Source organism: Mycobacterium sp. IDUB_24 (genome assembly GCF_055419385.1).
Genome location: NZ_JBVAXO010000002.1, coordinates 184,429 through 197,244, shown reverse-complemented (window position 1 = coordinate 197,244; position 12,816 = coordinate 184,429). Strand labels below are relative to the sequence as shown.

General features: G+C 66.0%; 18 protein-coding genes. 9 read left to right on the top strand and 9 right to left on the bottom strand.

The features are described 5' to 3' along the window. Positions 1-94: 94 nt before the first annotated feature. The 5 genes from ACZYZF_RS08655 to ACZYZF_RS08635 are packed head-to-tail and all read right to left on the bottom strand — an operon-like array spanning position 95 to position 3,842. Positions 95-874: a cytochrome c biogenesis CcdA family protein gene (locus tag ACZYZF_RS08655; protein ID WP_463835294.1), complete on the bottom strand. Its 780-nt coding sequence runs from the start codon at positions 872-874 to the stop codon at positions 95-97. Continuing rightward, on the bottom strand, positions 871-1,476 hold the full coding sequence (locus ACZYZF_RS08650) for a TlpA disulfide reductase family protein (RefSeq protein WP_463835293.1): 606 nt from the start codon (positions 1,474-1,476) through the stop codon (positions 871-873). The genes ACZYZF_RS08655 and ACZYZF_RS08650 overlap by 4 nt, the downstream gene beginning before the upstream one ends. Further along, positions 1,477-2,064, bottom strand: a complete 588-nt coding sequence (locus ACZYZF_RS08645; protein ID WP_463835854.1) for a histidine phosphatase family protein — start codon at positions 2,062-2,064, stop codon at positions 1,477-1,479. A gap of 23 nt (positions 2,065-2,087) precedes the next feature. Further along, complete coding sequence (gene hemL / locus ACZYZF_RS08640) at positions 2,088-3,398, bottom strand: glutamate-1-semialdehyde 2,1-aminomutase (protein WP_463835292.1); 1,311 nt, start codon at positions 3,396-3,398, stop codon at positions 2,088-2,090. Positions 3,399-3,455: 57 nt separating this feature from the next. Further along, positions 3,456-3,842, bottom strand: a complete 387-nt coding sequence (locus ACZYZF_RS08635) for a nitroreductase/quinone reductase family protein (RefSeq protein WP_463742600.1) — start codon at positions 3,840-3,842, stop codon at positions 3,456-3,458. 101 nt (positions 3,843-3,943) lie between these two features. On the opposite strand from ACZYZF_RS08635, the gene ACZYZF_RS08630 reads away from it, so the two are divergent. From ACZYZF_RS08630 to ACZYZF_RS08590, 9 genes are all read left to right on the top strand, one after another. Then, entirely contained in the window at positions 3,944-4,324 is a 381-nt protein-coding gene (locus tag ACZYZF_RS08630) for a nitroreductase family deazaflavin-dependent oxidoreductase (protein WP_463742601.1), read from the top strand. A gap of 53 nt (positions 4,325-4,377) precedes the next feature. Then, positions 4,378-4,605 (top strand): hypothetical protein, encoded by a 228-nt coding sequence (locus ACZYZF_RS08625; protein WP_463835291.1) that lies wholly within the window; start codon positions 4,378-4,380, stop codon positions 4,603-4,605. A gap of 359 nt (positions 4,606-4,964) precedes the next feature. Further along, positions 4,965-5,249 carry a hypothetical protein gene (locus ACZYZF_RS08620; RefSeq protein WP_463835289.1) on the top strand — a complete coding sequence of 95 codons (285 nt, stop codon included), beginning with the start codon at positions 4,965-4,967 and terminating at the stop codon, positions 5,247-5,249. A gap of 133 nt (positions 5,250-5,382) precedes the next feature. Continuing rightward, entirely contained in the window at positions 5,383-6,726 is a 1,344-nt protein-coding gene (locus tag ACZYZF_RS08615; RefSeq protein WP_463835288.1) for an aspartate-alanine antiporter-like transporter, read from the top strand. Next, the gene (locus ACZYZF_RS08610; RefSeq protein WP_463835852.1) at positions 6,608-7,099 is read left to right on the top strand and encodes an aspartate-alanine antiporter-like transporter; all 492 of its coding nucleotides are present in this window, start codon (positions 6,608-6,610) and stop codon (positions 7,097-7,099) included. The genes ACZYZF_RS08615 and ACZYZF_RS08610 overlap by 119 nt, the downstream gene beginning before the upstream one ends. Positions 7,100-7,555: 456 nt before the next feature. After that, a complete protein-coding gene (locus ACZYZF_RS08605; RefSeq protein WP_463742604.1) occupies positions 7,556-8,521 on the top strand; it encodes an acyl-ACP desaturase in 966 nt (321 codons plus the stop codon). Positions 8,522-8,675: 154 nt separating this feature from the next. Then, entirely contained in the window at positions 8,676-9,446 is a 771-nt protein-coding gene (mddA, locus tag ACZYZF_RS08600; protein ID WP_463835287.1) for a methanethiol S-methyltransferase, read from the top strand. Between the two features lie 107 nt (positions 9,447-9,553). Next, positions 9,554-9,688, top strand: a complete 135-nt coding sequence (locus ACZYZF_RS08595) for a hypothetical protein (protein WP_463835286.1) — start codon at positions 9,554-9,556, stop codon at positions 9,686-9,688. A 230-nt stretch (positions 9,689-9,918) separates the two neighbouring features. After that, positions 9,919-10,575 (top strand): hypothetical protein, encoded by a 657-nt coding sequence (locus ACZYZF_RS08590; RefSeq protein WP_463835285.1) that lies wholly within the window; start codon positions 9,919-9,921, stop codon positions 10,573-10,575. Here the strand turns inward: ACZYZF_RS08590 and ACZYZF_RS08585 are convergent. The 4 genes from ACZYZF_RS08585 to ACZYZF_RS08570 all read right to left on the bottom strand — a co-directional run bounded on the left by ACZYZF_RS08585 (position 10,532) and on the right by ACZYZF_RS08570 (position 12,785). Then, positions 10,532-10,975 (bottom strand): pyridoxamine 5'-phosphate oxidase family protein, encoded by a 444-nt coding sequence (locus ACZYZF_RS08585; RefSeq protein ID WP_463835851.1) that lies wholly within the window; start codon positions 10,973-10,975, stop codon positions 10,532-10,534. The genes ACZYZF_RS08590 and ACZYZF_RS08585 overlap by 44 nt on opposite strands. 93 nt (positions 10,976-11,068) lie before the next feature. Beyond that, positions 11,069-11,260: a hypothetical protein gene (locus ACZYZF_RS08580; protein WP_463835283.1), complete on the bottom strand. Its 192-nt coding sequence runs from the start codon at positions 11,258-11,260 to the stop codon at positions 11,069-11,071. Positions 11,261-11,320: 60 nt separating this feature from the next. Then, on the bottom strand, positions 11,321-11,944 hold the full coding sequence (locus ACZYZF_RS08575; RefSeq protein WP_463742608.1) for a TetR/AcrR family transcriptional regulator: 624 nt from the start codon (positions 11,942-11,944) through the stop codon (positions 11,321-11,323). Continuing rightward, positions 11,931-12,785, bottom strand: coding sequence for an oxygenase MpaB family protein (locus tag ACZYZF_RS08570; RefSeq protein WP_463742609.1), 855 nt, complete (start codon positions 12,783-12,785; stop codon positions 11,931-11,933). The genes ACZYZF_RS08575 and ACZYZF_RS08570 overlap by 14 nt, the downstream gene beginning before the upstream one ends. Between the last annotated feature and the right edge of the window lie 31 nt (positions 12,786-12,816).

Here is a 12,816-nt window from a genome sequence, read left to right as displayed (position 1 = left end):
CGCCAGGTGTTGCGTACCAGCGCGAGCAGACGCAAACCTGCCCCAAAACGCGGCTTTTTGGGCAGGTTTGTGTCTGCTCGCGGAGAAACCTGGGTCATATCGGCAGCCTCACATCACTGACGAAGGCGTCGCGCACCCACGACACGAACTCGTTCCACAGACCCGTCACCAGCGCCGCGCCCACCAGGATCAGCAGCACACCGCCGAAGATCTGGATGGTTCGGGTGTGCCGGCGCAACCAGCCCAGGCCGGTCACCGCCCGCGCCGACCCCAACGCCAACAGCACGAACGGGATGCCCAGCCCCAAGCAGTAGGCCAGCACCAGCACCACCCCGCGCGCCACGGTGGCGCCGTCGGTGGCCGAGGCCACCGCGATCACCCCGGTCAGCGTCGGGCCCAGGCACGGAGTCCAGCCCAGAGCGAACACCGCACCCAGCAGCGGCGCTCCCGCCATCGTGGACCACTGCCGCGGGGCGAACCGGGCCTGACGTTGCAGTGCCGGCACAAAACCGACGAACACCAGACCCATCACGATCGTGACGACACCGCCGATGCGTTGCAGCAGAACCTGATTGGCGATCAACGTGGTGGTCATCCCGAGCACTGCGACGGCGCCGAGCAGAAAAACCACGGTGAAGCCGGCGACGAACAAGGCGGCCGCGCCGGCCACCCGCAGTCGGGCCGTCTTGGTGGCGACAGTTCCGGCAACCGCATCGGAATCCTGCACGCCGACGACCGCGGCCAGATAGGACAGATAGCCGGGCACCAGCGGCACCACACACGGCGAGGCGAACGACACCAGCCCGGCCAGCACGCTGATCCCCAGCGCCAGCAGCACCGGCCCGGCGGCGGCGATCTCGGCGAATCCGGTCATGGCTGCTGCCCTTCGGCAGCCAACCGTTCGACGACGGGGCGCAGATCGTCGGCCAGCAGTTCACGCAGGAACACCGCGGCCACCCGGTGCTGACGGTCCAGCACCACGGTCGACGGGATCACCGTGGTCGGGTACTTGCCACCGAACGCGATCATGGTGCGCATCGACGGGTCGTAGATCGACGGGAAGGTCACCTTGCGGTCGGTGACGAAATCGACTGCGGCTTCACGGTTGTTGTCCCGCACGTCGATGCCCAGGAACTGAACGCCGTCTCGACGGGTCTCTTCGTACACCTTCTGCAACTGGCCGATCTCGGCCCGGCACGGCCCACACCACTGGCCCCACACGTTGATCACCACGACCTTGCCGGCGAAATCTTCCAGCGAGATGGTCTTGGTCGGGTCGGTCAGTTCGGGCCCGCTCAATTTTCCTGGGGTGCCGCGCTTTTCGGGTGGATCGTAGAAGATGTCGGTCTTGCCGCCGGGCGCGACGAACTCGAAGGTGCCGCCTTGGGCCACCGCGTCGTCACCGGTGGAGCATCCGGTGAGCAGCACCAGCCCTGCCAGCACCGCCGCACTCACCCGGGCGACCCACGATCTCATTCAGATGCCCCAGGGCTCCGTGTAGCCCCATCGGATCAACGTGTCGTCGTCGAAGGTGAACGACGTGATCGAGGACAGATTGCACAGCCGGCTGTGCGGCAACGGCAAGTGGGCCAGCTTGCGCCCGGTCATCGCCCGGCGCAGCGTCTCGACCGGAAGCTGGTGGCTGACGCACACCGCCTCGTGCCCGGCCGCCTTCTCCCGGGCCCGGTGCATGGCCGCCATCATCCGCGGGGCGATCTCGGCGTAGGGCTCACCCCACGACGGCTTGGCGGGGTTGCGCAGCTTCGGCCAGTTCCGCGGATCGCGCAAGGCACCGTCGCCGGGGGCCACCCGCTCCCCCTCGAACTGGTTCCACGACTCGATCAGGTCGCCGTCGGTGGCGATCGGCAGCTTGTGGCTCTCGGCGATCGGCGTGGCCGTCTCCTGGGCCCGTTCCAGCGGAGAGGCCACCACGTAGACGATGTCCTTGTCGGCCAGCCAGTCCGCGGCAGCCCGCGCCTGGGCCTGGCCACGCTCAGACAGGTGGTAGCCGGGCAGTCGGCCGTAGAGCACCTTCTCCGGGTTGAACACCTCGCCGTGCCGCATCACGTGCACTGTCGTGCGTACGGTCACGGGCGGGCCTCCGCGGCAGCCCGGGCCGCACCGGGCAGCGCGTCGGCGATGCGGGAGAACGCGTCGTCATCCAAAGCCGCTGAGACGAACCAGGTTTCGAAAGCGCTGCACGGTGGGTAGACACCGGCGTCCAGCAGTGCGTGGAAGAACGGCGGGAAGCGCCAGGTTTCGGTGGCCTTCGCCGCGGCGAAGTCGTTGACCGGCTCGTCGGTGAAGAAGACGCTGAGCATGTTTCCCGCGCGCTGCACGCGGTGGGCCACACTCGCGTCGGTCAGGGCGCCGGTCAGCAGGCCGGCCAACCGGTCGGCGTTGGCGTCCAGCCGGGCGTAGGCGGCGTCGTCGGCGTGGCGCAACGTGGCCAGCCCGGCTGCCATCGCCACCGGGTTACCGGAAAGGGTCCCGGCCTGGTAGACCGGCCCCAGCGGGGCGAGCCGACCCATCACCTCGGCGCTGCCGCCGAAAGCCGCGGCGGGCAACCCGCCGCTCATCACCTTCCCGAAGGTGAACAGGTCGGCATCGACGGGATCCAGCCCGTACCAGCCGGCCCGGCTGACCCGGAAACCCGTCATCACCTCGTCGAGGATCAGCAGCGCGCCGTGGGCCGCGGTGATCCGGCGCAACGCCGCGTTGAAACCGGGCAGGGGGGCCACAGTTCCCATGTTGCCCGGGCTGGCTTCGCTGATGACACAAGCGATCTCGTCGCCGAACCGGCCGAAGATCTCTTCCACGGCCTCAACATTGTTGTAGGGCAGCACGATCGTGTCGGCCGCGGCCGCACCGGTGACCCCGGGCGAGGACGGCAGGCCCAGGGTGGCCACGCCCGAGCCGGCGTCGGCCAGCAGCGCGTCACTGTGGCCGTGATAGCAGCCGGAGAACTTGATGATCTTGGCGCGGCCGGTGTAGCCGCGGGCCAACCGGATCGCGCTCATGGTGGCCTCGGTGCCCGAGTTGACCAGACGCAGCCGCTCGACGGGGGCGACGCGGGCGATGATCTCGGCGGCCAGCTCGGTCTCCGACGGGGTCGGGGCGCCGAAGCTCAACCCGTCGGCCGCCACCTTCTGTACGGCCTCCACGACAGCCGGGTGCGCGTGGCCGAGCAACATCGGCCCCCAGGAGCAGACGAGGTCGACGTAGCGGTTGTCATCGGCGTCGGTGAGCCAGTAGCCCTTGGCCGACGTGATGAACCTGGGGGTGCCGCCGACGGAGTTGAAGGCACGCACCGGGGAGTTGACGCCACCGGGGATGACGGCGCAGGCATCGGCGAACAGCTGGGCCGATCGCTCAGTCTGCTTTTCGTGCACAGGCATGACCACCAGTGTCCCAGCCGGTGCAAATCGGTCAACTACAGGGTGTAGTGGACTCGGTCACCCAGCCGGCGTGAGCGCGAACACCGGGTGATCGGCGTCATCGGGCAGATCACGGAAGTAGCCCTCCACCACCTTGCCCGCGAGCGGACGGTAGGCGGCGATGACCGGTGCCCGCTGCGGTACCGGAACCTCGGCAGCGATGTACTCCACGCCTCCGAGCCGGACCTTGGGTTCGGCCCGCACATTGCGCACCCAGTCCGACTCACCACGGGTCGACACCAGATATCTGACCCCGTCGACCACCGGAACGACGACGGGAATCTGCTGTGGCTCCTTGTTGGTCCGCCGGGTCACGGTGAGCGTCTCGCTGTGCCCCACGCCCGTCGCCATGGCGATCCGGTTGAACACCTTCCGGACGAACCACGGTGGTTTGAGATAGGCCATTTCTTCAGTCTCGGCTCATTCGCCCCGGCGCGGCAAGATAGGGACCAAGATCCGACCACAGTAGGTTGTGACCGCTGTCACGGCCGCGCTTGAATGGGGCCATGCAACTGCCGCAATCGCTGGCCCGGTTCAACCGCCACGTCACCAACCCGATCCAGCGACTCTGGGCGGGCTGGGCACCGACGTTCGGGATTCTCGAGCACGTCGGCCGCAAATCAGGTCGGGCATACCGGACTCCCCTGAGTGTCTTTTCGACCGACACCGGTGTGGCGATTCTGCTGACCTACGGGCCGGACCGCGACTGGTTGAAGAACATCACCGCGGCCGGTGGTGCCGAGATGCGTCGCCACGGCAAGACCATCCGGCTCGCCGACCCGCAGGTGATGTCCAAGTCCGAGGCCGCGGCTCACGTAAAAGGTCGCGTCAGGCGGGTCTTCGCCCGGCTGCCGTTCGAGCAGGCGGTGCTGCTGCGGCGGATCTGAGGCGGTTCGCCGATCCCCGAGAGCGGGCGCACACGTGTGTGCATAGTGTGTGTATGGCGCGGCTGAATGTCTATGTCCCCGATGAGCCAGTGGATCGGGCGCGCTCAGCTGAGGTCAATGTGTCCGCAATGGTGCAGATGGCCGCGTGGGCACGACGGGGGGACATCCGACTGCTCGGTGCTCTTTATGTCGAACTGGCCAGTCAGCTTCGCATACCTCTGCTTACTGCTGATCGCAAGCTCGCACGAGTGTGCGGCATCGCCGAGGACCTCACGGCCTGATCCTGACCGACGCACTCGACACGGCTGAAAATACCTGCGCCTCAATAGCAATCGCTCCCTCGCCGGCCGCGGGGCCCGGTGCGTGGATCGCCACCGTCGGTGACCGATGCCTGTCCAACACATAGGCAGGTCGTTCATGGACCCCAGATCGGTCGTTCCCTCATCGTGGCGCAACAGTCCGGTCGGACGGGCGCGGTGTTGTTTGCGCGTCTGAACCGTCGCCGGCTCGACCGCCGGCGCCGAACTGGGCCCGGGCCGCCAACCGGGCCGCCACCGATGAACTCCCGGCACCACCGGTGCGTATACCTCGTTGAGAGCAAGCGCCTCTTCAATGTCGAAGGTAGACAGGAGTTTTGGACATGAGACTATCGATTGAGGTTGCTGCCATATTGCTCGCTGCCGGCTTCGTCGGCGGGGCCGCACCCGCCGCGGCAGCGCCCTCCGCGGGTATGGACGCGTCCGAGGTGGTGGGCCGGCTGCAGAAAGAGGGCTACACCGTGCAACTGAACGGGCCTACCGGTATTCCTTTGTCGCAGTGCACCGTAACCGACGTGCACGGGCAACCGGCCCACGCCGGAACGGCCGTCGGATCCGGCCTGTTCACGACGGTCTACGTCGACATCAACTGCCAAGCCGAAGGCTGAGCGCGGTGCTGCCGATCTCATCCGGCGAGCACCACGGCAGATTCGCAGTGGGAACCTCGTAATCCGGATACATTGACTGCCGAGCAGTGTGACCACCCGATAACCGCTCGGCAGAAAAGGAACCATCCCGAATGTGCCGTACGCGATGATGACAGCGGTCGACTGGATCGTTCGCACCCTGGAATCGACTCCCGAGATCGCGCTGTTCGTATGCCTTGCGGCCGGATTCGCAGTGGGCAAGGTGCGGGTCTGGAAGATTTCCCTCGGCGGGGTAGCCGGAACGCTGGTCGTCGCGATCCTGATCGGCATGCTCGGTGACATCAAGCTGAACGACGAAGTGAAGACGATCGCCTTCGCCCTGTTCATCTTCACGCTCGGCTACGTCTCGGGGCCGACCTTCGTCGCCAGCCTCAACCGCAAGAGCCTGAAGTACGCCGCGTTCACCGTCATCGAGGTCGTCTCTGTGCTGGGCATCACCGCCGCCGCGATCCTCATCATGGACCTGGATGTCGGCACCGCGGCCGGACTGCTCGCCGGCGGCGCCACCGAATCCGCCGTGGTGGGCACGGCGACCGACGCCATCGCCAGGCTCCCGCTCTCGGACGCCGACATCGCGACACTGCAGGCCAACGTGGGCACCGCGTACTCGATCTCCTACATCTGCGGGCTGATCACGATCGTGGTCCTGTCCAGCCAGATCTTTCCGCTCATCATGCGCGTCTCCCTGCGCGACGAGGCGGCCAAGCTGTGGAAGCAACTCGGAGGAGGGTCCGACGAGGACACCGCCACCCCCGCCGCACCGCGCGTCGTCGGGCGCGTCTACCGGGTCGACAACGCGACCGGCCAGACGATCGCGCGCGTCCTGGACAGCCTGGGCGACGAGATCACCATCGAGCAGGTCTCCCGGGCCGGCGCCGTCCTCGACGTCCAACCCGACCTGGAACTGGCCCGGGGCGACGAAGTCCTCGTCGTGGGCCTCCGCGACAAGGTGGTCGGAGCATCGAGCAGCCTCGGCACCGAAGTCGCCGCAGACGACCTCGGGATGGACATCGACGTCGCCGATGTCGTCGTCACCGACGACGACTACCGGACCACGACGCCCGGCCAGTTCAAGCGCGACATCGATGTCGAAGAGCGGCGCGGCGTGTTCCTTCAGCGAGTGAGACGTGGGGACCAGGACCTTCCGGTGAACGACGCGACCGTGATCCAGCACGGGCGACATCGTGCGCCTGGCCGGTTCCTCCCGCGACCTCGAACGCGTGATCGGTCGGATCGGGTTCCGGCTGGACCCGACCGTCAAGATCGACCTCGTCTTCATCTCGGTCGGACTCATCGCCGGGTTTCTCATCGGACGCCTGATCCTGCCGATCGGAGACATCCCGCTCACCCTCGGCACCGGCGGAGGCTGCCTGCTGGCCGGGCTCCTGTTCGGATGGATCCGCTCCAAGCGGCCGACATTCGGGCAATACGACTCTGACGCGGCCGACGTGATCAAGACGATGGGACTGGCCGTATTCATCTGCGCCGTCGGCCTTTCGTCGGGTCCGCAAGCCGTGGCGCTGGTCGAACAGTTCGGCATCGGCCTGCCGATCGCCGGCGTCGCGATGACCGCGATACCGGCGACCATCTCACTGTTCGTGGCCTGGAAGGTCATGCGCCTGCCCGCACCGCTCACGCTGGGTGCGCTCACCGGCCAGCAGTGTTCGACGCCGGGTGTCACCGCGGTTCAGCAAGCCGCAGGCAACGCCACTCCGCTGGTGGCATACACGATCGTCTACGCCTTCTCCAATGTGACGCTGCCGCTTCTGGGCCCGATCGTGGTGGCGATGGCTCACGCGCTGGGCTCCTGATCGCCTGCGCCGAGAAGTACGCAGCGAAGTTCGACGCCTCAGAATTCTGATTCCGGGGCGATTTGCACCACCGCGTACGCTCGAGGCAATCGGCGGCACTTCGTGGCATGACACGCCGACGGCATGCCGCCGCCGATTCGGATAGATTTGACCGGGCCCCACAGGCTTGGGCGCACCGACAGCGTTTATCGCGGCTTGAGGAATCGTCACCCCGTATCACCGAAGATCGGGGAAAGCGGTTATCAACGACAAGGACTTCGCTTTCACCGCATCGGAGGGGAGCCGGCGGGTGAGGTTCGACGTCACACACGCCGGTGCCGACCGCGCGCCCGGCGCAGGCGCACTCCCGCATTGCTGGAATGGGTCACGTTCGAGGCGTGGAAGCACCGATCTACGGGTTGCGCGGGCTACGGTCATATACACACAACGGTCGGGTCACGACTTGATGGGACGCTGATGCAGAGACAATTGACCGACACCGAGATCCTCAAGGAACTTGAGCCGGTTGCCGAAGAAGGCCTCAATCACCACTTGAAGGTCGCCAAGGAGTGGCATCCGCACGACTACGTCCCGTGGGACCTCGGCCGCAACTTCGCGGCACTGGGTGGCGAAGACTGGGCACCGGAACAGTCGGGCCTGTCCGAAGTAGCCAAGGTCGCGATGATCACCAATCTGCTCACCGAGGACAACCTGCCGTCCTATCACCGCGGGGCGGCGAATCACTTCTCGCTCGACCGCGCCTGGGGTCATTGGGTAAACCAGTGGACCGCGGAGGAGAACCGCCACGGCATCGTCATCCGCGACTACCTCGTCGTCACCCGCGGAGTGGACCCCGTCGCCCTGGAGCGGATGCGCATGGAGCACATGCGCAACGGCTACGACCCCGACGAGGAAGAACGCGAGATCCACGAGCCCGGCCCGCTGATGATCGCGGCGTACGCCACACTGCAGGAACTCGCGACCCGCGTCAGCCACCGCAACACCGGCAAGATCTGCGACGACCCACTCGCCGAGTCGATGCTGCAGCGCGTCGCGACGGACGAGAACCTGCACATGGTCTTCTACCGCAACGTGTTCTCCGCCGGCTTCGACCTCTCCCCCGACCAGGCGATGGAGGCGGTGTGCGCCATCATCGAAGGTTTCCGCATGCCCGGTCGCGGGATGCCGAACTGGCGGCGCAACAGCGTGATCATGGCCAAGCACGGCATCTACGATCTGCGTCAGCACCTCGAAGAGGTCGTGATGCCCAACGTCAAGAAGTGGCGGATCTTCGAACGCAACGACGTGACCGCAGTCGGCGAGAAGCGCCGCGAACAGCTGGCCACCTATCTGGGGGATCTCGAGAAGCAGGTTCTGCGGTTCGAGGAGCAACGGGACCGCATGCTCGCCCGCGAGGCCGCCAAGGCGGAGCGCTCCGCGTAGTTCAGACCTACGCCGTAGTTCAGACCGACGTCGAGTAGGTGCGGACGGTGCAGTAGACCCCTGTTCACCTGGGGATACAAGGTCTACCGTGGAGAGGCCACTACTGCGGCCGGCAGCGGGGCGGCATCTGTCCCATCGGTGGCTGGAGGTCACCATGAAGCGCCTACCCATCATCGTCTACGGCATCGCGAGCTATCTCCTCTTCGTCGTGTCGTTCCTCTATGCGATCGGATTCGTCGGCAATCTCGTGGTGCCGCGCACGGTCGATTCCGGCATCGCCGCACCCATCGCCGAGGCGGTGCTCGTCAACCTGCTGTTGCTGTCGGTGTTCGCCATCCAGCACAGTGTCATGGCTCGGCCCTGGTTCAAGGACCGCTGGACGCGGATCGTCCCGCAAGCCATCGAACGCAGCACATACGTGTTGCTGTCCAGCCTGGCCCTGCTCCTCATGTACTGGCAGTGGCGCACCATGCCCGCGATCGTCTGGAGTGTGGAATCCGCCGCAGGCCGGATGATCCTCTGGGCGCTGTTCTGGCTTGGCTGGGCCACGGTGTTCGCCTCGACGTTCATGATCAACCATTTCGACCTGTTCGGATTGCGGCAGGTGTGGCTGAACTGGCGCGGCCGGCCGTATCGCGAGCTGGGATTCCAGACGGTGATGCTCTACCGGGTCATCCGGCACCCGATCATGGCCGGGTTCATCGTCGCGTTCTGGGCCACCCCGACCATGACCGCGGGCCATCTGCTGTTCGCGGCCGTCAGCACCGTCTACATCCTGGTGGCGATCCAGCTCGAAGAACGCGACCTGGTGGACAGCCTGGGTGATCAATACCGCGACTACCGGCACCGGGTGGCGATGCTGGCTCCCGGTCTCCACCTCGGCCATCACGACGCCACCCCGAAGGTCAGGCACCGGCCGGCCTAGACGGCCGTATTCAACGCACCTGGCGGCCGAAAAGTCGCCGACTGGCTTTTAATTTTTTCTGATGTATGGTCGGGCTCAGTGATTGTTTGCGAGTAAAAGGAGCAACGATGGCTGATAAATCCCAAGGTCGCGCGCCCAAGAAACCGGCAATGACCATCAAGGAACGGCGAGCAGCAAAACGCGACAAGGCCGCCGAGTCCGGGGAGATGATTCCCAGGAGGAAGCGCCCTGACCGGGCGTAGCACTCTGAAGTGCACGTTTTTCAACTTCCCGCTGTCGGCACCATCGATAGATAGGCCCCCGAGCCTGCCGGGATTTCCTCCGTATCGAATTCGCACCATTGATCATCCAGCATTCGGCGAAATTCGAGAAGCCCCATTTATTGTTCGAGGTGTATTACGTTGCGAAAAATAAGATCGGCCGGAAGTATGACAATTTCTTATTAGCATCGAGAACGGCGGATGGAATTGCAGTGTCGGGGCGAGAATCCGTCGGCCCGCAGGTCCTGACGCTCGGTTGGCTGACGGATCTGTCCGAGGCGATCGCCGCGGCGCTGGGGCGCTCCGACATCCGGGTCAAACACGCACATCCGCCGCGTGCACCGGTACCGATCCGGACACGTTGGCGCACGACCGATACGGCAACACCGCCATTGACCGCCGACGAGATCGACTCGATCGAATCGGTGATCGTCATTTTCGACGGGCAGTCGGTGCGATCCCGGTTCGTCGGACGCCAGACCATCGCATGGCGCAGGCGGTTACGCGCTCGCGCGAACGACGCATGCGCGTTGGCAACCACCACCGCCCTTACCGTGGGTGCGCGTCGGGTCCTGTTGATCTGCGACGCACGACGATTGCCGTCGAACCGGAGGCGCGACGCGATCCGCTGGACCCGCAACCTGGCGCACCGGATCAGATACGAATGCCTGGTCAACGGACTGCCCGGGCACTCGGCCGGCTACGCGGTGATCGACACCGACGAGGACGTCAGCGACGTCGCCGAGTCCGTCGTGCCGTGGCATGCCGGCCACGGGGCCGAGCGGCAACGGTGGCCACTGCATCCGGTCGTGAGCGGCGCCGGCGTCACGCCCGCCAGTTCAGCACCTCGCCGGACCCCGCTGTCATGACCGTGCCCGGCATCACCCGCAGCCGGTAGGGAGTCAGGCGCAACGCCGCGAACTGGTCCGACGTCGGCCCGCCACTCCACTGCGGGATCACATACGGGTCATAGCCCACCGGCGCCGGGCCGTTGGCGAAGCGGTCCCACACCCGCTTGCAGGTCTCGTCGTCGGTGTACCACTCCACCAGGCAGTCCGCCGCGCACGTGTCGTGGTTGGTGGTCCAGTAGCTGACCGAGACGTGCGGATGCACCGCCAAGTGCGCCCGCTTGACCGGGCTGGGCACGGTGGCGATCCAGCCGAACAGATCGGTCCCGTCCCACTCCCAGATCGGGTGCAGGATCCGACTGCGGGGTTGGCCGTCGGCATCGACAGTGGCCACCGATGCCCACACGATCTCGTGGGCCATCGTCACGAAGGCAGGGGCGATTCGTTCGAGCGGGATCGCAGTCACACCAGCCACAGTAGGCAACGACGGGCCAGCGACGGCATGGGTTCGCGGTTACTGCTCGGTGTCGGGCCGGCCGTAGATCGGCTTACCGTCATCGTCCAACCAGTCGTTGACAGCTGTGCCCGAGACCGTGCCGTGGCTGCCGGGCAGGGTGACGGTCGAGCGGTCGCTGTCGTAGGACTTCATGACGCGCTCGGCTTCCTTGCGGTTCTCTTCGGTGACGCGGGGCTTCTCGGTGGTCATCCCTATCGGCTGCCCGAAAGTGCGAGCTGCCAAACACTTTGCCACCGCCCCTCGCGCGGATCAGGCCGAGACGGTGCGCAGCGACGCCGGCAGGCTGGGCAGGAAATGGCGGGTGGCGAATGCCCGGATGTCCTCGGGCGTGGCGAGGGGTTCGACGCTGGGCAGCAACAGGACCATCCCCGCGTAGCGCAGGATGGTGTCGGCCAGGTCGTTGACCGCCTGCTCGCCGATGCGGTCGGCGAACCCGGCCGGGAAGATCACCTTCAGCGCCGCGGCCATCCGCTCGACCGCCGCGCCGTAGTGGGTGTGCAGCATCTCCATGACCAGGGCCGGTTCGTCGGCGATCAGCTGGTTGAGCACATGGTGGCGCCGGAACCGCAGGATCGACAGCGTGAACGCTTCGACATAGTAATTCGATTGCGGCCCTGCACTTTTCAACTCGTTGGCGATGTCGGCGAACAGCGCCACATTTTCCCGCTCGATCACGGCGGCAACCAGCTCGTCACGGTTGGCGAATCGACGGTAGATCGTGGTGCGGCTGACGCCTGCCCGGCGCGCCACATCGTCGAGCGCGACGCGGCGCAGGCCGTGCCGTTCGAATTCGACGAGGGCGGCATCCAGGATCGCCACCGTCGCGGGCGACGAATCAGACACCGTCGCGGGCGACGAATCAGCCTCGCGCATAGCCCTTTTGCGCAAATTTGTTGTAGCGCACACTCATCGGTAGATGATCCCACACCCAGTTCACCGGGCGGGACCGCCAGAACGCTGCAAACCGCTGGTAATTGCGTTCCTGGCGTTCACTCCACGGCAGGTCGAGCAGGTCACGGGCGCGCGGCGGCAGCCCGCCCGCGGTCAGGAAGGCCGCGGCCGGGTCGAACACCGTGGCGGCCACGCGCCACACCGCCGGGTGCACCCCCTTCGGACACGGGAAACCCTTGGTCACATAGCCGACGCCGTAGCGGGCGGACTTGTGCGGCACGGCCACCTCGTTCATCACCCGGTCCCAGTACTGCTCGAACTCGGCGTAGGTGGCCGGCATCGGCCGGTCACTGACCCCATAGCGGCGGTACCAGGTCTTGGACTCCAGGTAGATCTGTTCCTTCTCGGCGTCGCTGAGCCGTTTGACGAAGGTGTCGGCGAAGTAGAGGACCTGCTCGACGAACGTCGCGTGGGCCCAGAAGTAGGTGTCGGGGTCCAGCGCGTGGTAGCGCGAGCCGTCGGGCATATCGCCCTTGACGTGGTGATGGAAGTCGCGCACCTGGGTGCCGGCGTTCTCGTCCTCGGTGCCGTAGACGGTCCGGAAGATCGGCGGGATGGTGCGTTTGAGCCGCTCGGCGGTGTCGGAGAAGAACGTCGAATGGTCCAGCACGCCCTGTCCCAGCTCGGCCAGCATGTTCTGCAGCACGGCGGGCCGGGGGCCGATCAGATACATCCGGTTGTCGCCGAAGTACTTCCAGACCAGCGATTGCGGCCCCAGGGGCAGGGCGTCGGTCTGCTGCGGCTGCTCAACCAATTCGGTCATGGACACAGTGTTACAGATTTCGAACTTTGTA